The sequence below is a fragment of the Pseudomonas sp. ZY71 genome (assembly GCF_036542145.1).
Lineage (GTDB): Bacteria > Pseudomonadota > Gammaproteobacteria > Pseudomonadales > Pseudomonadaceae > Aquipseudomonas > Aquipseudomonas koreensis_A.
In genome coordinates this window covers 3,860,992-3,884,738 of sequence record NZ_CP144274.1, presented here as the reverse complement: position 1 = coordinate 3,884,738, position 23,747 = coordinate 3,860,992, and the positions used below count along the sequence as shown (strand labels likewise).

Genomic DNA, 23,747 nt, shown 5'->3' with positions numbered 1-23,747 from the left:
GGGACATTGAAATGCAGCGAATCCTGATTGAAAACCTGACGACGATCATCGTCGACCTGCCGACCATTCGCCCGCACAAACTGGCGATGCACACGATGCAGAGGCAGACCCTGGTAATCCTGCGCCTACGTTGCAGCGATGGTATTGAAGGCATCGGCGAAGCCACCACCATCGGCGGTCTCGCTTACGGTTATGAGAGCCCGGAAAGCATCAAAGCCAATATCGACGCACATCTGGCCCCGGCGCTGGTGGGTATGGACGCCAACAACATCAACGCGGCGATGCAGCGGCTCGACAAAATTGCCAAGGGCAATACTTTCGCCAAGTCCGGCATCGAAAGCGCACTGCTCGATGCGCAAGGCAAACGCCTCGGTCTGCCGGTCAGCGAACTGCTCGGCGGCCGCGTACGGGACAGCCTAGAAGTGGCCTGGACCCTGGCCAGCGGCGACACCGCCCGCGACATCGCCGAAGCCGAGCAGATGCTCGAAGCACGTCGCCATCGCATCTTCAAATTGAAGATCGGCGCCAACCCGCTGGAGCAGGATCTCAAGCATGTGGTGGCGATCAAAAAAGCCTTGGGCGAGCGCGCCAGTGTGCGGGTTGACGTTAACCAGTATTGGGACGAATCCCAGGCGATTCGCGGCTGTCAGGTATTGGGTGACAACGGCATCGACCTGATTGAACAGCCGATCTCGCGGGTCAACCGCTCAGGGCAGATTCGCCTCAACCAGCGCAGCCCGGCACCGATCATGGCCGATGAATCGATCGAAAGCGTCGAGGATGCTTTCAGCCTTGCCGCCGACGGCGCTGCCAGTGTGTTCGCCCTGAAAATCGCCAAGAACGGTGGCCCGCGTGCCGTGCTCAGAACCGCGCAGATCGCCGAGGCCGCCGGCATCGCGCTGTACGGCGGCACGATGCTCGAAGGCTCCGTCGGCACGCTGGCCTCGGCGCACGCCTTCCTCACGCTCAAGCAGCTGACCTGGGACACCGAACTGTTTGGGCCGTTGTTGCTGACCGAAGACATCGTCACTGAAACGCCGCAGTACCGCGATTTCCACCTGCACATCCCGCGAACTCCGGGCCTTGGCCTGACGCTGGACGAAGAGCGTCTGGCGCGTTTTCGTCGCCACTGAATCAGGAGAGTCACCATGCTGTTCCACGTAAAAATGACCGTGAAATTGCCTGTCGACATGGACCCGTCGCTGGCCACCCGGCTCAAGGCGGACGAGAAGGAACTGGCCCAACGGCTGCAACGCGACGGCGTATGGCGGCACCTGTGGCGCATCGCCGGGCACTACGCCAATTACAGCGTGTTCGATGTGCCGAGCGTTGAGGCCTTGCACGACACGCTGATGCTTTTGCCGCTGTTCCCCTACATGGACATTGAGGTCGATGGCCTCTGCCGGCATCCGTCGTCGATCCACAGCGACGACCGCTGACCCAACCCGGTCCCTGTAGGAGTGAGCCTGCTCGCGATAGCGGTGTTTCATTCAGCATCGATGGCAACTGGCAGACCGCTATCGCGAGCAGGCTCACTCCTACAAGGGACGGTGCTGGAACTCAAGAACCGCGTCGGCAAAACAACAAGATGAGGTAACCACCATGACCGTGAAAATTGCCCACACTGCCGAGCTGCAGGAATTCTTCAGAGAAGCCGCCGGTTTCGCCAACGACGACGGCAACTCCCGGCTGAAAACCATCGTCCTGCGCATCTTGCAGGACAGCGCGAAAATCATCGAAGACCTCGACATCAGCGAGGACGAGTTCTGGAAAGCGGTCGACTATCTCAACCGACTCGGTGCGCGCTCGGAAGCAGGACTGCTGGTTGCCGGCCTCGGAATCGAGCATTTTCTCGACCTGCTACAGGATGCCAAGGATGCACAGATCGGCTTGACCGGCGGCACGCCACGCACCATCGAAGGCCCGCTGTACGTGGCCGGCGCGCCACTGTACGAAGGCGAGTGCCGGATGGATGACGGCAGCGAGGAGGGCATCGCCACGGTGATGCTTCTAGAAGGCCAGGTGTTCGATCTGCATGGCCAGCCATTGGCCGGTGCCACGGTTGACCTGTGGCACGCCAACACCAAGGGCACCTACTCGTTTTTTGACCCGAGCCAGTCCGAGTACAACTTGCGTCGACGCATCATTACCGATGCCGAAGGCCGCTACTACGCTCGCAGTATCGTGCCATCCGGCTACGGCTGCGACCCGCAAGGGCCGACCCAGGGATGCCTGAACCAACTCGGCCGCCATGGCCAGCGCCCGGCCCATGTGCATTTCTTTATCAGCGCACCGGGGCATCGACACCTGACCACGCAGATCAATCTGTCGGGCGATCAGTATTTGTGGGATGACTTCGCCTATGCGACCCGTGAAGGCTTGGTCGGGGAGGTGGTGTTCCGTGAGGACGCGGTGTCGGGGCGTTATGCCGAGCTGAAGTTCGACTTCCAGTTGCAGCAGGCGCCGGACGCCAGTGCCGAACAACGCAGCCAACGGCCGCGTGCGTTGCAGGACGCTTGATACCGAGTCGTCTGGTTCCCTCACCCTAACCCTCTCCCAGAGGGAGAGGGGACCGACCGGGGGGATCTTGAGTGCTACACCGACCTGAACGTTTTGTACCGAATCCAACCCGGTCGTTCAGGTCGATGCATAACGCTAGACAACTCGGTCGGCTCCCTCCGGGAGAGGGTTGGGAGGGTACTGACCGAGGCGATATTTAGTGCTACGCCGACCTGAACAGTTTGTGCCGAATCCATAATCGACTCGGTCGTTCAGGTCGATGTATCGCGATATACACCTCGGTCGGCTCCCTCTCCCTCCGGGAGAGGGCTGGGGTGAGGGAAAATAAGGCCTAAGGTAATGCGAAAAAGATATTGGCTCTGCATTTTTAAGATCGTTTAGTTTTGACTCAAAGACGAATCAAAACGCATCAAACCGATAGACCCCCGATTGCCATGACGGCACACGCTGAATCGATCACAGGTTTTTCAGGTTTGATTCACACGGGAGTGAATCATGCCGCATACCCTCGACATCACCGCATTACCGACGCTGGATCTGTCGCTGTTCGAAGGCACGGCGCAACAGCGTTACGAATTTCTTGAAGACCTGCGCCACGCCGCGCGCGACGTCGGCTTCTTTTACCTGACCGGCCACGGTATCGACAGCGACTTGCTCAAGCAGGTGCAGGCCCACGCCCGGCAATTCTTCGCCTTGCCCGACAGCGAAAAAACCGCCGTCGGCATGATCAATTCACCGCACTTTCGCGGCTACAACCGTGCCGCCTCGGAGATCACCCGTGGCCAGCCCGATCTGCGCGAGCAGTTTGATCTGGGCGCCGAGCGCGAAGCGTTGCCATTAGACGCGGAAAGCCCGTTCTGGGCCCGGCTGCAAGGCCCCAACCAATGGCCGGCGGCACTGCCGGAACTGAAACCTTTGCTGCTCGAATGGCAAGAGGCGATGACGCGGATGTCGTTGCGCCTGCTGCGTGCGTTCGCTCAGGCACTGTCGCTACGGGCCGATGCGTTTGATCAGCTCTACGGCGACAAACCCAACGAACACATCAAGTTGATGCGCTATCCCGGCCAGTCCAGCGAGTCGAGCCACCAGGGTGTCGGCGCGCACAAGGATTCCGGTTTCCTCAGCTTCCTGCTGCAAGACCAGCAGGCCGGACTGCAGGTCGAGATCGAAGAGGGGCGCTGGATCGATGCGTTGCCGCGCGAGAACACCCTGGTGGTGAACATCGGTGAACTGCTCGAACTGGCCAGCAACGGTTATCTGCGTGCCACGGTGCATCGCGTGGTTTCGCCTCCGGCGGGCAGTGAACGCCTGTCTGTCGCGTTCTTCCTCGGTGCGCAACTGGATGCCGTGGTGCCGCTGTATCCGCTGCCCACCGCACTGTTGCGCGAGGCGCGCGGGCCGGCGAGTGATCCGCTCAATCCGCTGTTTCGCGATGTCGGCTGGAACTACCTCAAGGGTCGTTTGCGCTCACATCCGGATGTCGCGCAGCGCTTCTACGCCGATGCGTTGCTGCCGCCACCGCCCGTTCGTAAATCCGCCTGACTCAACCACCGCTCAAGGACTCCGCACATGATCAAGAAAGCAGGTTTGACCCTGGCCGTGCTCGGCGCGCTGGTGACGTCGTTCGGTGCGCAGGCGCAGGAGCCGTTGCGCGTGGCTGCCGACCCGGTGCCCCACGCGCAGATTCTGGCGTACATCCAGAAAATCGATCCGCAGCTGAATCTCAAAGTCATCGAGATCCCCAACGGGGTGAACTCCAATGAGCTGTTGGTGCACGGTGATGTCGACGCCAATTACTTCCAGCACCTGCCGTACCTGAAATCCCAGGAAAAGGCCCTCGGCGAGAAACTGGCGGTGGCGGCCACGGTGCATATCGAACCCTTGGGCATTTACTCGCACCGGCACAAAAGCTTCGCCGACGTGCCGGTAAAAGGCAGCGTCGCCGTGCCCAACAACGTCACCAACCTGAGCCGCGCGCTGTACCTGTTGCAGGACAACGGCCTGATCAAGCTCAAACCCGGCTTCAACGATCCGGCGGCCGATCAGGCAACGCCCAAGGACATCGCCGAAAACCCGAAACAACTGAAGATTCTCGAGATCGAATCGCCGCAGATTCCGCGCTCGCTGGACGACGTCGATCTGGCCGTGATCAACGGCAACTACGCGCTCGACGCAGGCCTGGTGCCGGCCAAGGATGCCTTGGGCCTGGAAAAAGCCGAGCACAATCCTTACGCCAACATTCTGGTGACCACGCCCAAGCTCGAACACGACCCGCGTATCGCGCAACTGGCCAAGGACCTGACCTCGCCAGAGGTCGCCAAATACATCAGCGACAACTTCGCCGGTTCGGTAATTCCGGTGGCGGGCGGCAAGCCATGATCGCCGTCGAGCAGTTGAGCAAGACCTATCCTTCGGCCGCGCAACCGGCACTCGATCAGGTCTCGTTGAGCATTCCCGACGGCGCGGTCTACGGGATTCTCGGGCGTAGCGGGGCGGGCAAGTCGACGCTGCTGCGCTGCCTCAACCTGCTCGAACGACCGGACAGTGGACGCATTCTGCTCGATGGCGTCGACCTGACAACGCTGTCGGTCAGCGAACTGCGCCAGCAGCGTCAGCGCATCGGCATGATCTTCCAGGGCTTCAACCTGCTGCATTCGCGCACCGTTTTCGACAATATCGCGGTGCCGCTGGAGATCGCCAAGGTGGGCAAGCCGTGGCGTCATGTGCGGGTTCGCGAACTGCTCGAACTGGTCGGTTTGAGTGACAAGGCGCAGACCTTTCCCTCGCAGTTGTCCGGCGGCCAGAAACAGCGCGTCGGCATTGCCCGCGCCCTTGCTGCTGAACCGGCTTATCTGTTGTCGGACGAAGCCACCAGTGCACTCGACCCGGAAACCACCGCGTCGATCCTCGAACTGCTGCGCGACATCAATCGGCAACTGGGCGTGACCATCGTGCTGATCACCCATGAACTGGAGGTGGTCAAGTCGATCTGCGATCACGCTGCGTTCATGGCCAACGGACGTCTGGTCGAAGCCGGGCCGGTACCAAGGCTGTTGGCCGATGCGCAATCGCAACTGGGTGCTTCGCTGCGACCGACCTGCGGCTTGCCGCTGGGCCACGCTGAGCCGGGCCTGAGTTTTCTAAAACAATACGGCGTACGGGCGGCGCACTCATGAACCGCACGGTCAATTGGGATGAAATCCTGCAACTGCTGTTCAACGCCACCGGTGAAACCCTGTACATGGTCCTGCTCGCAGGGCTGTTCACGCTGCTGATCGGCTTGCCGTTGGGCGTGTTGCTGTTCATCAGTCGCCGCGATGGACTGCTGCCGATGCCGCGCTTGAATGCCGTGCTGGGTGGCGTGGTCAACCTCGGCCGTTCACTGCCATTCGTGGTGATGCTGATTGCCCTGATCCCGCTGACACGGCTGGTGGTCGGCACAACGCTGGGCAGCACCGCCGCCGTGGTGCCGATCACCATCGGTGCGTTTCCATTCTTCGCGCGCATCGTCGAAAACGCTCTGGACGAAGTCGACAAGGGTCGCATCGAAGCGATCCTCGCCATGGGCGGCGACATCGGTCACGTGATCTTCAAAGTGCTGTTGCCCGAAGCGCTGCCGGCGTTGCTGGCCGGAATCACCTTGACGCTGGTGATGCTGATCGGTTTTTCCTCGATGGCCGGCGTAATCGGCGGTGGCGGGCTCGGTGATCTGGCGATCCGTTACGGCTATCAGCGGTTCAACAATGAAGTGATGGTTGCCACGGTGGTGGTGTTGGTGATCCTCGTCCAAGGCGTGCAAAGCCTGGGTGATCGATTGGTTCGTTCGCTGGCGCATCGTCGCTAAGGATTTGTATGAGTGTGCCGGTCGCTGTGGCCCGTGATCCGCTGATTCGTGTACGTGAGTTGAGCAAAATATTTGGCGCGAGCCGGGCGCTGAACGCCGTCAGCCTGGACATCTATCCCGCCGAAGTGGTGGCGCTGCTTGGTGCCAATGGCGCGGGTAAGTCGACCCTGGTAAAGATCCTCGCAGGCAGCCAGACTGCCGACGCTGGCGAGATCTGGCTGGAGGGCGCGCCACGCCATTTCAGTTCGCCGCTGTCGGCGCGGCGCTTCGGTATTGTCGCGGTGCACCAACAGATCAACGAGGGCATTGCACCGGGTTTGAGTGTCGCGGAAAACCTCCTGCTCGATGAATTGTGCAAGCCGGACGCGGACTTCTGGCTCAATCGCAAACGCCTGCTGGAACGCGCCGCGAGCATCGCCGCCGGGCTGGGTTTGACCTTGCCGCTGGAGCAGCCAATCGAACATCTCGGTCAGGCCGAACGGCAATTGGTGGTGCTCGCTCGAGCCTTGGCTTTGCAGCCGCGCCTGCTGATTCTGGATGAGCCGACGGCGGCGCTTTCCGATGCCGAGGCGCAGCGGCTGTTTGGATTGATCGACACCTTGCGCAGTCGCGGCGTGGCGATTCTGTACATCTCCCATCGACTCTCCGACCTGCAACGGGTGGCGGATCGCGCCATTGTGTTGCGGGATGGGCAGTTCGCGGGCGAGTTCACGGCGCGGCAATTACCCGAAGCGGTGAGCGCCATGCTCGGGCAGGCGCTGGCCGAGCATGTTTATCAGCCGTGCGTGGCCGGGCGCGAGGTATTGAAACTCAACGCCATGCAAATTCTGCCGCGCTCCGCCGCGTTCGACCTGACCCTGCACGAAAACGAAGTGGTGGTGCTCACCGGGCTGTTGGGCGCCGGCAAAAGTGAAATCGCCGAGGTGCTGTTCGGCCTGCGTAAAGCCACCTCGGGCCGCGTGCAACTGGATGGCGCTGACTGGCGTGCGGACTCGCCACGTCAGGCGATTCAAAGCGGGGTGTTCTTCGCGGCCGAAGATCGCGCCAGTCAATCGCTGGTGCCGGATTTCTCTTTGCGTCGCACCCTGACTTTGCCGTTTCTTGAGCGCTTTACCCGCGGCGGTTTTATCCGCAACCGCGCCGAAGCGGCAGCGGTCGAGGCACAAGTGGCGGCGCTGGGGATCAAGACTGCCGGCATCGATGTGCCGATGAGCGCGTTGTCGGGCGGCAATCAACAGAAAGTCGTGCTCGGCCGCTGGCTGCTCGGTGAAGGGCGGGTATTGATCCTCGATGAACCCTTTCAAGGCGTCGACGTGCGCGCCCGCCGCGACATCGGCCAGTTGCTCCGCGACAGCGCCAAGGGCCGGGCGACGCTGGTGATTTGTGCCAATGTCGATGAAGCCCTGGAAATTGCCGACCGCATTCTGCTGGTGCGCGATCACGCGGTGGTCGCCGAGTACCCGCGCGCCGGCCTCAATCGTGCTGATCTGGTCGCTGCACTGGCCGGCAGCGACGTGACCGATCATTCCCCTCAAGCCACGCCAAGGAGCAGAGCGAGTGCCTGATTCAAGTTCACTGTTATCGACCGAGCCGGCACGCGCCGAACGTCTGCTGCACGGGCTGATCCGCTATGGCCTGTTATGGCTGCTGGCGCTGATCGTGGTGTTTTTCAGTGTGGCCGAGCCGGCATTCCTGCGTGTCGGCAACCTGTTCAGCATCCTGCAATCGGTGTCGATTGTTGCGCTGCTGGCGTTGGGCGTGACGCTGACCATGGCGGTCGGCGGTCTCGATCTGTCGATTGGCGCGGTGGCGGCGATGAGCCTGATGATCGCCAGTTACGTGATGGTCGTGCTCGGCTGGGGCGCGGTGCCGGCGGTGTTGATCAGTCTGGCCGGTGGGGCGCTGGTTGGTCTGCTCAACGGCTGGCTGATCGTCAAGCTGCGGGTGCCGGACATTCTGACGACGCTGGGCAGCATGTTTCTGGTAATCGGCGTGCAATTGATTCCCACCGGCGGGCGCTCGATTGCGGTAGGCATGACGCTGCCCAGCGGTGAGGAAACCGAAGGTACGTTCAGTGCCGTGTTTCTGGCGCTGGGACGTGGGCGGTTGTGGGAGGTGGTGCCGATTCCGGTGTTGATCACGGCGGTGGTAGCGGTGGCGGTGTGGCTGTTTCTCGAACGCACGCGCATTGGTCGGCTGTTCTATGCCATCGGCGGCAACGAGCAAGCGGCGCGTTTGGCCGGTGCACCGGTGCAGCGCTTCAAGTTATTGGCTTACGTGCTCTCGGCGTTGCTTGCATCGCTGGGTGGATTGTTGCTCGCGGCGCGCTTGGGCCGCGGCGACGTCAGTTCGGGCAACGGTCTGGTGCTGGATGCCCTCGGCGCGGCGCTGATCGGTTTTGCCGTACTCGGCGCGAAGAAGCCCAACGCCTTTGGCACCCTGGTCGGCGCGCTGCTGGTGGCGGCGCTGCTCAACGGTCTGACCATGCTCAACGCGCCGTATTACGCGCAGGATTTCGTCAAGGGACTGGTGCTGGTGCTGGCCCTGATGTTCACGTTCGGCCTCGCGCATCGGGCGCGTTGAGCCGCTTTATGCAAGGAAGTTGTATGCACGGTTCAATCACACAGTTCGCCCGTCATTGCCTCGCCGGTGCGTTGCTTTCGGCATTGGCGCTGAGCGCGCAGGCCAAAGCCTTGCCCGGCGCACCCGCACCGTTCGACAAAGGTCAGGTGCAGATCGCGCTGGTGGGTTACTTGTTCTCCGGGGACTTTCCCGAGGCTTATTTGCGTGGCGTCGAAAAGCAGACCGAAGCGCTGGGTGCCAACCTGCGGGTCTTCGATGCCCGCCAGCAAGCGGCGAGTCAGGGCGAGATGATCGATCAGGCTATCGATCTCGGCGTCGACGGCATCATCGTCCAGCTCGGCTTGGCCGAAACCCTGAAAGCACCGATCGATCGGGCGATCGCCAAAGGCATCAAGGTCGTCGCTTTCGATGTCGATCTGAACACGCCGCAAGTGACCCAGGTCGAGCAGGATCACCATGCGCTGGCACGTCTGGCGCTGGATCAGGCCGTCAAGGACAACGGCACGAAGTTCGATGCCGGCTACGTGTACATCAGCGGTTTTACGCCGATGGAGCGCCGCGACGAGATCTGGAGTCAGGTCAAGAAAGCCAATCCGGGGATCGTCGAGAAGGCCCGCTTTGGCACGCTGAATCCGCCGATCGCCAACTCCGTGGCGGATCAAGCCAGCGCCGTACTTCGAGCCAATCCAGGCATCAGCGTGATTTTTGCACCGTTCGATGAGTTCGCCAAAGGCGCAAAAATCGCCGTCGACGAAGCGGGGCTGGCGAGCAAGGTGAAGATCTACAGCGCCGATATTTCCACCGCCGATATTCAGATCATGAAAGAGCCGGACAGCGCCTGGGCGGCGACGGCAGCGGTCAATCCGCAAGTGGCCGGGGCGATCAGTGTGCGCAGCCTGGCGATGTTGATTGCCGGGGAAAATCCGGGGCATCAGGTACTGGTGCCGCCGACGCTGATTACCCGTCAGCAGTTGCTGGATCTGGATGTGAAGAATGTTCGAGATCTGGCGCAGAAGCTCCCCAGCTTCGGTGATACCGCGAATGTCGCACGGGCGCCGTGGATTCCGGTGGCCAACTAGATCCTGCTACCGACCACGATCCCCTGTAGGCCTTCGCCTGCTCGCGATGGCGTCAGGTCTGTCGACATCTTTGGCGCCTGACCCAGCGCTATCGCGAGCAGGCTCACTCCTACAGGGAATTGGGGGCACCCTTGAAAATGGAGTGACTATGCACAACAAAGCCTCGCGCTTACGCAAAAGCCGTTCCCCGGCAGCGGATCCGTTGTTCGGTAAACGACTCCCCCCAGGCCAGGTGCTGACGGAGCGTTTTCCAATCCTCCACGAAGGCGAAATCCCGGATTGCGACCTCGCCAACTGGTCGCTGCGCCTGTTCGGCACGCTCGCACAGCCCATCGAATTACGTTACGCCGATCTACAGGCACTGCCGCAACGGCAATTGCGCTGCGACATCCATTGCGTGACACGCTGGTCGAAGTTCGACACCGAGTGGAGCGGGGTGCATCTGCAGGATTTGTTGCAGGCGTTCGATATCCAACCGACATCGGCGTTCGTCATGGCCCACGCCGACCACGATTACCAGACCAACTTGCGACTCGATGATCTGTTGCACCCCGACAGTCTGCTGGCCACCCATTACGCCGGCCAGCCTCTAACCGCGCAACATGGCTGGCCACTGCGGCTGGTGGTGGCGGGGCGGTATTTCTGGAAGAGCGCCAAATGGTTGCGCGGGCTGGAATTTGTCGATCAGGAACAACCGGGGTTCTGGGAGCAGAACGGCTTTCATCTGCACGCCGATCCGTTTGCCGAACAGCGATTCAGTGGTGATGAACTGGATATTGCCGAGGATGCCTGGCTGGAAAAAGAGTTCGACTAAGTAGTGCCCGACGCAGATCAAAACTGTAGGAGTGAGCCTGCTCGCGATAGCGGTTTTAAATTCAACGGTGATGTCGACAGATGTACCGCTATCGCGAGCAGGCTCACTCCTACAGGGGGACTGCATTTCAATCTAAAAAATTGGTGTTAGTTGATTCAGGTGTTGGCTCAGCAACACTTCTGTTGAACTAAGAACAACTTTTTAGGGCGATCTAACCTAAGCGTTATTGGTTCTTTTACGAGCTGCGGCAGCTCGTCTAGCATCTGGCTTCAAGGGGAAACGTCTCACGCTGGGGAAACTGCAACTCACCGTAAAAAAGCCTTCACTGCCTTCCGGAAATCCAAAACTACAGCAGACATTGCCGCGCATGGCTTGCCGAACTTTATTGTCGGCAACAGCCGGGTATTAACTGCGATTCAAGGAGCTGTTATATGCATTACCGTTCCCGTTCATTACTGGCGGCTGCCGTCGTGTCCGCCATCTGGCAACTTCCGGCCAACGCCGAAGAAACTTCCGTCAGTGCCGACAGCGAATCGCGACTCGGCACTGTGCTGGTCACCGGCACCCGAGGTACTTCGCGCACGGTGCTGGACTCTCCGGTGCCGGTCGACGTACTCACCGCCGAAGACCTCAAATCCGCCGGCGCCGCTGACGGTGAATTGGGCGCGGCGCTGCAGACGTTATTGCCATCCTTCAGCCTGCCGCGCCAATCCAACTCCGGTGGTGCCGACCACGTGCGCGCGGCGCAACTGCGTGGCATGAGCCCGGATCAGGTGCTGGTGCTGGTCAACGGCAAGCGCCGGCATACGTCAGCGGTGGTCAACGACTCTTCAAAGATCGGGCGCGGTACCGCCCCCGTGGATTTCAACTCTATCCCGCTCAGTGCAATCAAACGCATTGAAGTGCTGCGCGATGGCGCGGGCGCGCAGTACGGCTCCGATGCGATTGCCGGGGTGATCAACATCATCCTCGACGACGCGCCCGAGGGCGGCGAAGTGTCGACCAGTTATGGCGCTTATCACACCCATCAGGACGCCATCGGCAAGACCACCACCGACGGCCAGAACAGCGTGACCACGGCGAAGATCGGCACGCGCCTGGGTGAGGAGGGCGGGTTTATCCGTGGCGGCACCGAATACAAGGATCGCAACCCGACCAACCGCGCCGGTTTCGACGGTTTTGCCGACAGCCCCGGTCAGCGCAACTATGTGATGGGCGACGGCGTCGCGCGCGACGTCAACCTCTGGTTCAACAGTGAACTGCCGCTGGCCGGCGGCAAGGCCTACAGCTTCGGCACCTATAACCAGCGTCACACCACCGGCGCCGAGTTCTATCGCTACCCGTACGAACAGCCGCAGTTCTACCCCAACGGCTACTTGCCGCAATCGCTCGGCGACAACAAAGACATCTCCGCCACCGCCGGTTTCAAAGGCCTGATCGGTGATGAGTGGGACTTCGACAGCAGCGTAACTCACGGTCGCAACCGCTTCGAGGGCTCGACCCGGCGCACGCTTAACGTCAGCCTCGGCGAAGACTCGCCGACGAAGTTTGACACCGGCGATTACGAGCTGCGCCAGACCACCACCAACCTCGATTTCAGCCGCGAACTGCGTCTCGGCGAGCGCTCCTTTGTATTGGCGGTTGGCGGCGAATACCGCTATGAAAACTACCTGACCTATGCCGGTGACGAGGCCTCCTACATCGGCTCCGGAGCCGACGGCGCCAATGGCCTGCGCCCGAGCGAAGAGTCGGATCTGGATCGCAACGTGTTCGGCACCTACGCCGAGTTGTCCGGCGATCTCACTGACCGCTTCTTCGTCGACGCCGCCACGCGCTGGGAGCATTACGACGATGCCGGCAGCAAACTCACCGGCAAACTCAGCGGTCGCTACAAACTCACTGAGCAATGGGCCTTGCGCGGTGCGGTCTCGAACAACTTCCGCGCGCCGTCTCTGGCCCAAAGCGGCTTCCAGAACACCACCAGCAACTTCGGTGATGGCGGCACGCTGACTGATATCCGCGTGCTCTCGGTCAACGATCCGATCGCCCGTGCACTCGGCGCCGAGAAGCTCGATCCGGAAACCTCGAAGAACTTCAGCCTAGGCCTGACCTTTCAGTTGAACGAACGCTTCGATGCCTCCCTGGACGTGTTCCGCATCGACGTCAAAGACCGCATCACCCTGTCGCAACGCATTGGCAGCGATGCTCTGGAAACATACATCAATGACAACTTCGGCGTTGCTGGCGTGCACGACGTCAACTTCTTCACCAACGCCGCCGACACCAGCACCGACGGCGCCGAACTGGTGCTCAACTACCACCAGCCGTTCTACGAAGGGCAACTGGGCCTGACCACCGCGTACACCTACAACCACACCAAAGTCACCAGCACCAAAGGCACACCGTCGCAACTGACGGCGCTGGGCATTGGTAATGACGCCCTCGTTGGTGTCGAGGAAACCAACACCCTGACCGACGCGGCGCCGAAGGATCGCTTCATCTTTTCCGCCAATTGGGCCAGCGAGCATTGGGGCTTGCTCGGGCGTCTGACCCGCCAGGGCGAGACCACTCGCGTGTTCGATTTCGGCGATTCGCAACCGGAGCAAACCTACGGCGCCGTGTGGCAGCTGGACGCCGAGGTGGCCTACAAATTCACTCCGAAATTCAACATTGCCGTGGGCGGCAACAACCTCACCGACAACTACCCGGAACGTTCTGGCTCGGCGATCAACTACGGCGGCAACCTGCCGTACGACGTGCTCTCGCCAATCGGCACCAACGGCGCCTACTACTACGCCCGCGCTACCTATGGTTTCTGACGCGGGGCCGGGGCGGCATCTACCGGTGTTTCAAGCGTTGCTGATCACGCTGGGTATGGTGATCACCACCGACATCCTGAAAACCGCGCCGACCGTCGCCCTCAACGTCGGGCCGGAATATTTCTACCTGGTGTGGGTGCTGGGTGGCGTCGCATCAATGATCGGCGCGCTGTGTTTTGCCGAGATGGCCACGGCGTTTCCGCATCCGGGCGGCGACTATCACTTTCTGCGCATGGCGTATGGCGAGCGCATGGGATTCCTGTTCGCCTGGTCGCGGTTTTCGGTGATGCACACCGGCTGGATAGCGTTGTCGGCGTTCATGTTTGCCGATTACCTCAATGCGGTGGTGCCGCTGGGTCAGTACGGCTCGGGGTTGTTTGCCGGGGCGGTGATTGCCGCGTTGGTGTTGCTTAATCTCACCGGCAAGCACATTGGTTTTCTCACCCAGACCTTGTTGGTGGGGTTGCTGGCGCTGGGTTTTTTGAGCATCGCCAGTGCCGGCGTTTTTTTGGCCTGGCAAGGTATCGGCGCGCCTGCGCCGAGTCTTGCGCCCGTCGCGGAAAACACCGGTATGGCCGGATTTTCGGCGGCGATGATTTTCGTCTTTCTGGCGTTCGGCGGCTGGAGCGATGCGGCGACGTTATCGGCGGAAGTGCGTGATGGCCGGCGGGGGATTTTCATCGCCATGCTCGGTGCGCTGAGTGTGTTGATGGCGATCTATCTGGCGCTCAATTGGGCGTTCGTTCAGGGCTTGGGGTTCGCTGGATTAGCGGCCAGCAATGCACCGGCGGTCGAGTTGTTGAACCGGGCCTTCGGTGCACCGGGTGTGATGCTGATTTTGCTGATGGTCGGTATCGCCGCGATCGCGACCATCAACTCGACCCTTCTGGTCGGCGCGCGCACCACCTACGCCGCCGCGCGCGATATACCTCAGCTGCGCAGATTCGGCGAATGGGATGACCGGCATGGTGTGCCGCGCAAAGCGTTGCTGGCGGAAGGTGCGGTGGCGTTGTTGCTGGTGCTGTTCGGCAGTTTTACCCAGAGCGGTTTCAACACAATGGTCGAGTACCTGACACCGGTCTATTGGCTGTTTCTGAGTTTGAGCAGCGTGGCGCTGATTATTCTGCGGTGGCGTTTTCCCGAGGTGTCGCGGCCGGTGAAGGTGCCGTTGTATCCGCTGTTGCCGCTGCTGTTTTTCGGGTTGTGCCTGTACATGCTGTATTCCAGCGTGACGATGGTGGGGTTTGGGGCGTTTTTGGGGATTGCGGTGTTGTTGGTGGGGGCTGTGCTTTTGGCCGGGTTGAGCCGTTTAAAAGCGAACCCTCACCCCAGCCCTCTCCCGGAGGGAGAGGGGGCCGACCGAGGTGTCTTGGGGGATACATCGACCTGAAAGACCGAGTCGATTATGGATTCGGTGAAGCAAGTACAGGTCGAAGCCGATTGTGGATTCAGTGAGGCAAAAACAGATCGAAGCCGATTGTGGATTCAGTGAAGCAAAAACAGGTCGAGGTCGGTTGTGGATTCAGTGAGGTACGTTCAGGTCGGCGTACTTCTCCAATATCCCCCAATAAGTTCCCTCTCCCTCTGGGAGAGGGTTAGGGTGAGGGGCTTCTGATTCTAGAACGACACCTCCGCCGGCTGCGACAACCGCAGCACCGACAAATCCCCCGTAATACGCTTGTAAGCCAAACGAATCGCTTCGATGTTGCCCGCATTCTTCGCACTGTTCTCATGCAGGATCACAATCACCTTGGTGCTCAAGCGTTCAGGCTCTTTTGCGCCTTTATCCCGCCATTGCCCATAAGCATCAAGCACACTGAAGCCATCAGGAAACCGCGACGTAACCTCCTGATCAAGAAACTCACGCCAGCGCGGGGGGCTGACCGCGCCTTCCTTGCCATCAATCGACCCCACGGAGAAGTACAACTCGGTGCGAATCCACTGCGCCTGCGCCGGCCGCGAGGCATCGCCTTGCAAGGTCGAACTGGCAGGATCATGGGTGTGAACGGACGCAGGAGGAGGATTGGCACAACCGGCGACGGCGAGAAACAAAGCCGCCAGTAAAAGACGTTGAGGCATGGAACATCCTTATTGAACGATGAGTAAACCGCTCGAGTATAAGGTTGCTGTCTGACCACCAATAAAGACCTAAAAAGCAGGCATTTAGGCGCTTCGGGAATAACCCTTCACCGCGCAAAAAATGTGGGAGCGAGCCTGCTCGCGAAAGCGATTTTTCAGACAGCGAAAATATTCCATGCCAGAGCCTCACCGATTCATTACCCACTCTCCGGTGGTTTCGCCAACGCAATCTCTGCCGCACCCAGCCGCTTGAGAATTTCAAACAGCAAATCACTTTTGGTGACCCCGACAATCCGCGGGCTGCCCACGTAACCGGTCACCGTCAAGGTAATGCCGTCCGGCGACAAGTTGCTGAAGCGCACGAACGGTGCCGGTTTATCGAGGATGGTTTCGTTCTCCCGGTAAGTGTTGAGCAACAGGTCTTTGACCTCTTCAGGATCAATGTCCAGCGGGAACACCAACTCCAGCGACGCCACGCCTTGCGCGGTACCGCCCAGCGTCACGTTGCGCAGGTTCTGCGAAATCAATTGCGAGTTCGGGACGATGACGATCGAGCGGTCACTGAGCTGGATTTCCGTGGCGCGCACATTGATGCGACGGATATCGCCTTCTACGCCACTGATGCTGATCAAATCGCCGACCTTCACCGGGCGTTCAGTCAGCAGAATCAGGCCGGAGACGAAGTTCTTCACGATCTCCTGCAGACCGAAACCGATGCCCACCGACAACGCACTGACGATCCACGCCAGATTGGTCCACTGCACGCCCAGCGACGACAGCGTCAGCAGGATCACGAAGGCGTACCCGATGTTGGAAAACAGCGTGCTCAGCGAGGCACACATGCCCGGGTCCATGTCGGTCTTGGGCAGGAACTCGTTGTCGAGCCAACGACGCAGGGCGCGGATCAGCCAGATGCCGATCATCAACGCCAGTACGGCATTGAGCAGATGGCCGGGGACGATGTTCAGCTTGCGCAGTCCGGCGCCGCCGAGGATCGCCATGATGTTGCTCGCCAGTTGCCCGAGCGTGGTGCCGATGCCGCCGACAAACAGGGCGATGACCGCCAGCAACAACAACGCTGCACGGCTGAAACCGGACAGCAGAATCGAGATCTGATCGAGTCGCCGGTCACCGATACCCAGTAGCTGTTTGAGCGCCTTGCCGCTCGCATGTCTGGGTGAAAAAACGTGCTCGCAGACGTCCTTGATCAACTGGATCAGCAGGTAAAAACCTGACAGGACAATGTACGCCCACACCAGCTCATAACTGATGAACCGCGCCAGTGATACGTAGCCGGCGAGCAGGGCAATCGCCGAGACAAGCATCGAGACACTGGCGAGGGTGTAGATCACCCCGGCGAACGTGCTGTTCGCCGCCGCCGCATCATTGGCTGCGACCAAGGCCTTGCGCACCTTGCCGACGCGCAACAGCAGGACCGTCACGATCGCCAGCACAACGATGGAAATGACCCCGCGCCCGGCGATCACGATCTGGCTGCTCATGCCGGTGGCATTACTGACCTGCACCAGCGTCACCAGCACCAATAACGTGCAGGACAAGATGCGCGGGTAGGGCCTGAGCGCCAGCGCCACCTGATCGGCAATTGCCGGCAGGCGCCACGAGGGATGTTCGGTCGACAGCAGCGCGCGGCTCAACCCGGTGAGCAGCACGCAGGCATACACCACCTTCTCGAACTCTTCGGAGAAGGTTTCCAGCACGGGTGGCAAGGGTTGATGGCGGGTGCAGGCGTAGAAGAGCAACTGCAAGGCAATGCCGGTGGTGGCGATGGTCGCCAGCGCCGAGGCGAACGCCAGCGCACTGCGGCGCAGACGTCCCTCGGGCACGCGGTGAATGCACACCCAGGTCAGACCGCGTTCGGCCAACCGGCGTCCAAATGTCCAGATGATCAGCGCCACTAACACCAACACACTGGTGTAGAACCGCTCTCCCGGCGCCCACACGGTGGCCCAGGTGTCGCGCACCTGGGCGACGAAAAAGCGCAGACGCTGACGATCATCCTCGGTCGGACTCACCAGCGGCGACCAGAAACTCGGGCTCAGCACGCTGTCAGTGCCCAGCGTCAGCTCACTTTCCAGCAGTGTGCGACGGATGCCGGCGATCTGCGTAATCAGATCCGCCGCGCTCTGCTTCAACGCCGCCAGGCTCTTCAGCGTGCCGTCGACCTTGCTCTTCTGCTCGGCCAGCGATGCCCGTTGCGCAACGATATCTGCCTGCTCCGCCGCCAGATCAGCATCCGGCGCGGCCCCCAGCACCCCTAGCTGCACGGCCAGTTGCGCCTGCTGCGGCAACAACGCCGCCGACAACCGATCGACATCCAGAATGAATGCCTGCACGCGATCCTGCGGGCCTTCGAGCTGGTTGTAGTTGTTCGCGGCGGAAATCTGTTGCTTGAGGCCGTCGAGGCGTTGTTGCAGCGCCTGCAGATCGCTTTGCGAAATCACCGGCAACGGCGCGGCGGCGGTGGTTACCGGCGCCGGCAAGTCGGCAGCCAATAGCGTCGGGCTACCGCCAACAAGCAGCATGAATACGACAAAAAACAACGACTTCAATGTGTTGCGCATGGGTGAGGCGGCTCGAATGGATCACACAGTCTATGAGGTTAGGTGATCGAGCCGATCGAGGAGGAAAACTTTCCGGCAGAGCAGGGCAGGTGCGCAGCGCTGCCAAACGAAAAAAGCCCGACGGGTGAGGTCGGGCCTTTCTTCGGTGACTGCGCTGAAGCGCTGCATTCAGACGGCGCGGCGTTCAATCAAACGGTCTGAACCACCTTCGGCTACGGCATCACTGAACAGCGAATCGGTCTCGGTTGCGGCGGCTACGGCATCACTGAACAGCGGATCAGTCTGGGTCGCGGCGGCTACTGCGTCGCTGAACAGCGGATCGGTCTGGGTGGCGGCGGCTACCGCGTCGCTGAACAGCGGATCGGTCTGAGTCGCGGGAGCGGCAACAGCATTCAGGGCGAACAGTGAGAAAGCGATGCTGAAAAGGGCTTGGCGTTTCATGAGTGTGTGCTCCGTGGGGTAGTGGTTAGGTCTGGAGCCGATCTTACGCCGCAAGCCTGATAAGAGAACTTCATTGAATCAATGGTTGTTATTGATGCGGTTAATGGTTGTTCTTTTTGAACGCATCGGGGATAGCGCCGGGACTCACCTGAGCACTGATCAGCTCGGCCAACATCCGCACAGGTTCGGTGAAGGTCTGGCGAGATCGGTGCACCAACCCTATATCTCGATGGAAGGTGTGCTGGCCGAGGTCGAGTACCCTTACACCGTCGGGCCATGCAAAATCGGGCGCCGTCTGCGGCACCAACGCCACGCCCACGCCGTTCTCGACCAGCTTGATGATCGCCTCCAGTTCATCCAGTTCGCAGACTTCGTGCAGGTTGAAATGCATCTGCCGCAAAAAGCGGTCGACCTGCCTGCCGCCGAAAGAGGACCGGTCATATCGAATGAATGGCTGGCTGGAAAGCAACCGAGTCCAGTCATCTCCGGGCACGTCACGGGGCACGATCAATCGGTAAGGCTCCAGCGCCAAGGTTGTCCAGCGCAGATCACTTTGCAGCGAGAAGGGCGGGCGGATGATCACGGCCATGTCGATCTCGCCAGCATCCACCAGGTTGACCAGTTCCATCGACAAACCCGGCACTACCCGGGATCGGCATTGCGGGCAGTGCTGGTGAAACTTTGCCAGCGCGTCAGGCAAGTAAGAGCGCTGCACCGAAGCAATCGCGCCAATGTTGACCAGCACGCTGGGCGGCAATCCCACCGTCGTCGAGCCGAGGCTGTCGTAGAGCCTGAGCAGTTCTTGCGCCTGCAGGAGGATCTGCTGGCCCATTTTGTTGAGGTGTGCCGAGCGCCCTTTTCTGTCGAAAAGCTCGAAGCCGAGTTCAGCTTCCAGGCGCTGGATCTGTGCGCTGACGGCGGCCTGCGTGAGGCCGATTTTGTTGCCTGCTGCAGCGAAAGTACCTTCGCGAGCGACGGCGATAAGTGTCTTCAGTTCTTTGATCATTCACAAATATTAATTGTGTTTCTAAGAAATATATATTGATTTTTATGTTTGGTTTTCCGTCCTAGGATGTTTCCCATTCCCCGGCAGCGGCTGAACCCAAGGCGCCGATGACGGCAGGAATGTTCGCCAACCCACAACAATATGATCGGAGTTCTGATGAGCCTCTCGCCTTTTCACCTCGCTATCCCCGTTTACGATCTGGCTGCAGCGCGCACCTTTTACGGTGAAGTCTTTGGTCTTGCAGAAGGGCGCTCCAGTACTCAGTGGGTCGACTTCGATTTTTATGGCCACCAACTGGTCATTCACGAACACCCGAAAACCGCGTCCCAGGAAAGTGTTCACAGCAACCCGGTCGACGGTCACGACGTTCCGGTTCCGCACTTTGGCATCATTTTGGGATGGCAGCAGTGGGAAGCCTTGGCCGAGCGCCTGAAGTCCTTTGGCACCGAGTTTGTGATCGAACCGTACATTCGCTTTCAGGGGCAGGTTGGCGAGCAAGCCACCATGTTTCTCTTTGATCCATGCGGCAACGCTCTGGAATTCAAGGCTTTCAAGGATATGAGCCAGCTCTTCGCCAAGTGACAAACGTCATGGCACAACCCGGTTGTGCCATTCGGTCTCAAGTGAGCTGGAAGCTCATGACTCTAGCAACTGCCCAAAACGCAGACCTTTCATTCCAACAAAAAGGCTAGACATGAAACGTATTCCCTTGGTGTGGCAAATCGTTGCCGGGCTGTTGCTTGGCGTGCTCGTCGGTTGGTATTTCAATACCCATCCGCAGTATCAAACGTGGGTGAGTGCGGAGATCCTCAAACCCCTTGGTGACATCTTTATCAAGATGATGAAGATGGTCGTTGTACCCATTGTGTTCTGTTGCATGATTCTGGGCATTGCCGGCGGTGGCGATAACAAGTCGTTTGGCCGCATGGGCATCAAGTCGCTGGGGTATTTCTTTGCGATAACCGCGCTGGCGATTGTGGTCGGCCTGTGTTTCGCAAATATCTTCGAGCCGGGTACCGGCACCGATATTTCCGGCCTGTCCCACGGCACGGCGTCGATCAACATGGAGCCATCAAAAGGCGCACTGGTGATCCTGCAGAACATCGTGCCGGACAATGTTCTGCTGGCGATGTCGGAAGCGAAATTGCTCTCGGTGCTGTTCTTCGCCGTGCTGTTCGGCCTCGCCCTGAATGCGCTGCCGAGAGAGAAAAGTGCACCGGCCATTGCGCTGGTTCAGAGCATTTCCGACGCGATGTTCAAAGTGGTCTCAATGGTCATGGCCTACGCGCCGATTGGGGTCTTCGGCATGATTGGCGCAACGGTCGCGACGTTTGGGTTTGCCTCTTTGTTGCCGCTGCTCAAGTTGATTGGTGTGGTTTACCTGGCGCTGATTGTTTTTGCCTTGGTGATACTCGGTGGCATTTGCTACTTGATTGGCGAGAACATTTTCAAATTGATCCGCTACTTTCGCAGTGAATTGATTCTGGCGTTTTCGAGTGCCGCATCGGCCGCCGTCATGCCGCAGTTGATGACCCGGTTGGAGAGCTACGGTGTACCGCGTCGGATTGTCAGTTTCGTGGTACCGGTCGGGTATGCCTTCAATCTGGACGGTGCCTCGATTTTCCTCGGCGTGGCGACGATTTTCGTGGCGCAACTCTATGGCATCGACCTGTCCCTGTCGCAGCAGATCCTGCTGGTGGTGACGATGGTGCTGACCTCGAAAGGCGCGGCGGGTGTGCCCGGGTTTGCCATCATCATCCTCTCCGCAACGTTGGCTTCAGCCGGTCTTCCGTTAGAGGGTGTGGCGTTGATCGCAGGTATTTTCAGGATCATCGACAGCGGCACGACCACGCTGAATGTATTGGGCAATGCCATCGCACCGCTGGTGATTGCCAAGTGGGAAAGGGCTGCGCTTGAACCCTCACGTGCTCGTACCGCAGCCGAAGTGTGAGTTATTCGCGGACATTCGCTTTTGCAATCGTACTTTTGACGAGTGCACGCCCGCTGGCACAGGGGCGTTTTTTTGGGTCTTTTTACTAGACGACCGGTCTATTGATTTGGAGTGCTTATGATTGATAACGCTGTTGATACCGACCTTTTTTCGCCCATGGCCATGGGCGCGCTGCAGTTAGCCAACCGGATTGTCATGGCGCCGGTGACCCGCAGCCGGATGGCCGAAGACGGCGTGCCAAATGAAATGCATGCGACCTATTACGCCCAGCGCGCTAGTGCAGGCTTGATCATCGCCGAAGCGACGAACATTTCCGCTCAGGGGCGCGGCTATGCGATGACCCCGGGAATCTGGTCGCAAGAGCAAGTCGCCGGGTGGAAGAAAGTCACCGATGCCGTACACGCCGCGGGCGGAAAAATCGTCAGCCAGTTGTGGCATGTCGGGCGTTTCTCCAGTGTCGAGTTGCAGCCCAATGGCCAGGCACCGGTCGCGCCTTCGGCGATCAAGGCTGAGGGCAGCACGTACACCGAGAATGGTTTCGTCGAAGTGTCGATGCCGCGTGCGCTTGAGACCTCGGAAATTCCGGGAATCATCGAGCAGTACAAACTGGCTGCCGAGAACGCCAGGCGCGCCGGTTTCGACGGTGTGGAAGTGCATTCTGCCAACAGTTATCTGCTCGACCAGTTTCTGCGCGATTCGACCAATCAGCGCACCGATCAGTACGGCGGCTCCATCGAAAACCGTGCGCGGCTGACGCTGGAGGTCACCGAAGCGGTGGTGTCCATCTGGGGCAGCGACCGCGTCGGTATCCGCCTTTCACCGGTAACCCCCGATGCCGGCAATACGCCGCCCGACAGCAACGTCATGGCGACATACGGGTACCTGATCCAGCAACTCAATCGATTCAATCTGGCCTACCTGCATTTCGTCGAAGGCGCCACCGCCACATCTCGAACCGTGCCCGCGGGCGTGGACCTGGACGCGCTGAGTGCGCAGTTCGAAGGCGCGTTCATTGGCAACAACAACTATGACCTGGCGATGGCGCTCGAGCGTCGGGCGCAGGGCCGCATCGACGCGGTGGCGTTTGGACGCTTGTTTATTGCCAACCCCGATCTGGTGGAACGTCTGCGGCACGGTTTCGAACTGACCATTGCACCGCGTGAGAGTTACTACGGCGGGGGCGCCAAAGGCTACATCGACTGGCCAACCGCCAACGCCTGAATGACTGCCCGGACGCAATCGCATTCACTGTAAAGAGGAACGGAACATGAACTATCTGCACAACAAAGTCGCCATCGTCACCGGCGCATCGTCCGGTATCGGGGCGGCAACCACACGGGCGCTGGCAGCACACGGCGTTCGCGTCGTTGCCGCCGCGCTGGATGAACACGGTCTGAATACGTTCGTCGCCGAGTTGCGTGATGCCGGTCATGACGTGTGTGCATTTACCACTGATGTGACCCGGCCGGATCAAACCCGGGCGCTCGCCAGATTCGCTCAGGACACCTATGGCGCTGTAGACATTCTGGTTAACAACGCCGGGCTGATGCTGTTCTCCAACTGGGTCGATCTGGCCGTGGCGGATTGGGACCAGATGATCGACGTCAACATCAAAGGCTATCTCAATGCCACAGCAGCCGTGCTGCCAATGATGCTCGAGCAGAAGTCCGGGCAGATCCTCAACATGGACTCGGTGGCCGGTCATCAGGTCGGGCCGGCGGCGGGTGTTTACAGCGCCACCAAATTCTTCGTGCAGGCCATGACCGAGTCCATGCGCAAGGAGCTGGGCGTGCAGCACGGCATCCGCGTCAACACGGTCAGCCCCGGCGTTATCAATACCGGCTGGGCGGACAAGGTCAGTGATCCAGAAGGGCGCAAGGCCGCCTAGGAACTGAACCGCATCGCCATTGCGCCTGACGATATCGCCCGTGCCGTGATCTACGCGCTCAACCAGCCGGAAAACGTCAACGTCAACGACCTGATCATTTCGCCGACGCGCCAGGATTGGTGAACGTCGGCTACTCCCGCT

General features: G+C 60.1%; 20 protein-coding genes and 1 pseudogene. 17 read left to right on the top strand and 4 right to left on the bottom strand.

Annotated features, from left to right (window positions below; all coding sequences use genetic code 11):
• Window positions 1–11 precede the first annotated feature (11 nt).
• The 13 genes from VY732_RS17285 (at window position 12) to VY732_RS17225 (ending at window position 15,049) form a co-directional block, all read left to right on the top strand.
• Window positions 12–1,133: a muconate cycloisomerase family protein gene (locus VY732_RS17285; RefSeq protein ID WP_116029690.1), complete on the top strand. Its 1,122-nt coding sequence runs from the start codon at window positions 12–14 to the stop codon at window positions 1,131–1,133.
• Window positions 1,134–1,148: 15 nt separating this feature from the next.
• Window positions 1,149–1,439, top strand: coding sequence for a muconolactone Delta-isomerase (catC, locus tag VY732_RS17280; protein WP_194934249.1), 291 nt, complete (start codon window positions 1,149–1,151; stop codon window positions 1,437–1,439).
• 163 nt (window positions 1,440–1,602) lie between these two features.
• The gene (gene catA / locus VY732_RS17275; RefSeq protein WP_331691279.1) at window positions 1,603–2,520 is read left to right on the top strand and encodes a catechol 1,2-dioxygenase; all 918 of its coding nucleotides are present in this window, start codon (window positions 1,603–1,605) and stop codon (window positions 2,518–2,520) included.
• 495 nt (window positions 2,521–3,015) lie between these two features.
• Window positions 3,016–4,062, top strand: a complete 1,047-nt coding sequence (locus VY732_RS17270; RefSeq protein ID WP_331691278.1) for an isopenicillin N synthase family dioxygenase — start codon at window positions 3,016–3,018, stop codon at window positions 4,060–4,062.
• A 27-nt stretch (window positions 4,063–4,089) separates the two neighbouring features.
• Complete coding sequence (locus tag VY732_RS17265; RefSeq protein WP_331691277.1) at window positions 4,090–4,899, top strand: MetQ/NlpA family ABC transporter substrate-binding protein; 810 nt, start codon at window positions 4,090–4,092, stop codon at window positions 4,897–4,899.
• Window positions 4,896–5,696: a methionine ABC transporter ATP-binding protein gene (locus VY732_RS17260; RefSeq protein ID WP_331691276.1), complete on the top strand. Its 801-nt coding sequence runs from the start codon at window positions 4,896–4,898 to the stop codon at window positions 5,694–5,696. The genes VY732_RS17265 and VY732_RS17260 overlap by 4 nt, the downstream gene beginning before the upstream one ends.
• Window positions 5,693–6,364, top strand: coding sequence for a methionine ABC transporter permease (locus tag VY732_RS17255; protein ID WP_077572499.1), 672 nt, complete (start codon window positions 5,693–5,695; stop codon window positions 6,362–6,364). The genes VY732_RS17260 and VY732_RS17255 overlap by 4 nt, the downstream gene beginning before the upstream one ends.
• 8 nt (window positions 6,365–6,372) lie before the next feature.
• The gene (locus VY732_RS17250) at window positions 6,373–7,929 is read left to right on the top strand and encodes a sugar ABC transporter ATP-binding protein (protein ID WP_331691275.1); all 1,557 of its coding nucleotides are present in this window, start codon (window positions 6,373–6,375) and stop codon (window positions 7,927–7,929) included.
• On the top strand, window positions 7,922–8,947 hold the full coding sequence (locus VY732_RS17245; RefSeq protein ID WP_331691274.1) for an ABC transporter permease: 1,026 nt from the start codon (window positions 7,922–7,924) through the stop codon (window positions 8,945–8,947). Before VY732_RS17250 ends, VY732_RS17245 begins: the two co-directional genes overlap by 8 nt.
• A gap of 23 nt (window positions 8,948–8,970) precedes the next feature.
• Complete coding sequence (locus tag VY732_RS17240; RefSeq protein ID WP_137216591.1) at window positions 8,971–10,026, top strand: substrate-binding domain-containing protein; 1,056 nt, start codon at window positions 8,971–8,973, stop codon at window positions 10,024–10,026.
• 148 nt (window positions 10,027–10,174) lie between these two features.
• Complete coding sequence (locus VY732_RS17235) at window positions 10,175–10,840, top strand: sulfite oxidase-like oxidoreductase (protein WP_331691273.1); 666 nt, start codon at window positions 10,175–10,177, stop codon at window positions 10,838–10,840.
• 431 nt (window positions 10,841–11,271) lie between these two features.
• The gene (locus VY732_RS17230) at window positions 11,272–13,659 is read left to right on the top strand and encodes a TonB-dependent receptor plug domain-containing protein (RefSeq protein WP_331691272.1); all 2,388 of its coding nucleotides are present in this window, start codon (window positions 11,272–11,274) and stop codon (window positions 13,657–13,659) included.
• A complete protein-coding gene (locus VY732_RS17225; protein WP_331691271.1) occupies window positions 13,649–15,049 on the top strand; it encodes an APC family permease in 1,401 nt (466 codons plus the stop codon). Before VY732_RS17230 ends, VY732_RS17225 begins: the two co-directional genes overlap by 11 nt.
• Before the next feature lie 227 nt (window positions 15,050–15,276).
• Here VY732_RS17225 and VY732_RS17220 read toward each other — a convergent pair whose 3' ends face one another.
• The 4 genes from VY732_RS17220 to VY732_RS17205 all read right to left on the bottom strand — a co-directional run bounded on the left by VY732_RS17220 (window position 15,277) and on the right by VY732_RS17205 (window position 19,767).
• Entirely contained in the window at window positions 15,277–15,738 is a 462-nt protein-coding gene (locus VY732_RS17220; RefSeq protein WP_331691270.1) for a DUF3574 domain-containing protein, read from the bottom strand.
• 197 nt (window positions 15,739–15,935) lie between these two features.
• A complete protein-coding gene (locus VY732_RS17215; RefSeq protein ID WP_331691269.1) occupies window positions 15,936–18,320 on the bottom strand; it encodes a DUF3772 domain-containing protein in 2,385 nt (794 codons plus the stop codon).
• Window positions 18,321–18,488: 168 nt separating this feature from the next.
• Window positions 18,489–18,761: a hypothetical protein gene (locus VY732_RS17210; RefSeq protein ID WP_331691268.1), complete on the bottom strand. Its 273-nt coding sequence runs from the start codon at window positions 18,759–18,761 to the stop codon at window positions 18,489–18,491.
• 100 nt (window positions 18,762–18,861) lie between these two features.
• Window positions 18,862–19,767 carry a LysR family transcriptional regulator gene (locus VY732_RS17205; RefSeq protein ID WP_123593292.1) on the bottom strand — a complete coding sequence of 302 codons (906 nt, stop codon included), beginning with the start codon at window positions 19,765–19,767 and terminating at the stop codon, window positions 18,862–18,864.
• Between the two features lie 156 nt (window positions 19,768–19,923).
• Here VY732_RS17205 and VY732_RS17200 point away from each other — a divergent pair, with 156 nt between their 5' ends.
• From VY732_RS17200 to VY732_RS17185, 4 genes and pseudogenes are all read left to right on the top strand, one after another.
• A complete protein-coding gene (locus tag VY732_RS17200; RefSeq protein ID WP_108225465.1) occupies window positions 19,924–20,349 on the top strand; it encodes a VOC family protein in 426 nt (141 codons plus the stop codon).
• A 112-nt stretch (window positions 20,350–20,461) separates the two neighbouring features.
• On the top strand, window positions 20,462–21,718 hold the full coding sequence (locus VY732_RS17195; RefSeq protein WP_077572510.1) for a cation:dicarboxylate symporter family transporter: 1,257 nt from the start codon (window positions 20,462–20,464) through the stop codon (window positions 21,716–21,718).
• A gap of 117 nt (window positions 21,719–21,835) precedes the next feature.
• A complete protein-coding gene (locus VY732_RS17190; RefSeq protein ID WP_331691267.1) occupies window positions 21,836–22,939 on the top strand; it encodes an alkene reductase in 1,104 nt (367 codons plus the stop codon).
• Between the two features lie 46 nt (window positions 22,940–22,985).
• Window positions 22,986–23,729 (top strand): annotated as a pseudogene (locus VY732_RS17185) (SDR family oxidoreductase).
• The last annotated feature ends 18 nt before the right edge of the window (window positions 23,730–23,747 follow it).

Coding starts and splice junctions, on each gene's coding strand:
- VY732_RS17260 (WP_331691276.1), top strand. CDS start 4,896: ATGATCGCCGTCGAGCAGTTGAGCAAGACCTATCCTTCGGCCGCGCAA.
- VY732_RS17225 (WP_331691271.1), top strand. CDS start 13,649: ATGGTTTCTGACGCGGGGCCGGGGCGGCATCTACCGGTGTTTCAAGCG.
- VY732_RS17195 (WP_077572510.1), top strand. CDS start 20,462: ATGAAACGTATTCCCTTGGTGTGGCAAATCGTTGCCGGGCTGTTGCTT.
- VY732_RS17210 (WP_331691268.1), bottom strand. CDS start 18,761: ATGAAACGCCAAGCCCTTTTCAGCATCGCTTTCTCACTGTTCGCCCTG.
- VY732_RS17255 (WP_077572499.1), top strand. CDS start 5,693: ATGAACCGCACGGTCAATTGGGATGAAATCCTGCAACTGCTGTTCAAC.
- VY732_RS17190 (WP_331691267.1), top strand. CDS start 21,836: ATGATTGATAACGCTGTTGATACCGACCTTTTTTCGCCCATGGCCATG.
- catC (WP_194934249.1), top strand. CDS start 1,149: ATGCTGTTCCACGTAAAAATGACCGTGAAATTGCCTGTCGACATGGAC.
- VY732_RS17230 (WP_331691272.1), top strand. CDS start 11,272: ATGCATTACCGTTCCCGTTCATTACTGGCGGCTGCCGTCGTGTCCGCC.
- VY732_RS17240 (WP_137216591.1), top strand. CDS start 8,971: ATGCACGGTTCAATCACACAGTTCGCCCGTCATTGCCTCGCCGGTGCG.
- VY732_RS17270 (WP_331691278.1), top strand. CDS start 3,016: ATGCCGCATACCCTCGACATCACCGCATTACCGACGCTGGATCTGTCG.
- VY732_RS17235 (WP_331691273.1), top strand. CDS start 10,175: ATGCACAACAAAGCCTCGCGCTTACGCAAAAGCCGTTCCCCGGCAGCG.
- VY732_RS17200 (WP_108225465.1), top strand. CDS start 19,924: ATGAGCCTCTCGCCTTTTCACCTCGCTATCCCCGTTTACGATCTGGCT.
- VY732_RS17250 (WP_331691275.1), top strand. CDS start 6,373: ATGAGTGTGCCGGTCGCTGTGGCCCGTGATCCGCTGATTCGTGTACGT.
- VY732_RS17220 (WP_331691270.1), bottom strand. CDS start 15,738: ATGCCTCAACGTCTTTTACTGGCGGCTTTGTTTCTCGCCGTCGCCGGT.
- VY732_RS17285 (WP_116029690.1), top strand. CDS start 12: ATGCAGCGAATCCTGATTGAAAACCTGACGACGATCATCGTCGACCTG.
- VY732_RS17215 (WP_331691269.1), bottom strand. CDS start 18,320: ATGCGCAACACATTGAAGTCGTTGTTTTTTGTCGTATTCATGCTGCTT.
- VY732_RS17265 (WP_331691277.1), top strand. CDS start 4,090: ATGATCAAGAAAGCAGGTTTGACCCTGGCCGTGCTCGGCGCGCTGGTG.
- catA (WP_331691279.1), top strand. CDS start 1,603: ATGACCGTGAAAATTGCCCACACTGCCGAGCTGCAGGAATTCTTCAGA.
- VY732_RS17205 (WP_123593292.1), bottom strand. CDS start 19,767: ATGATCAAAGAACTGAAGACACTTATCGCCGTCGCTCGCGAAGGTACT.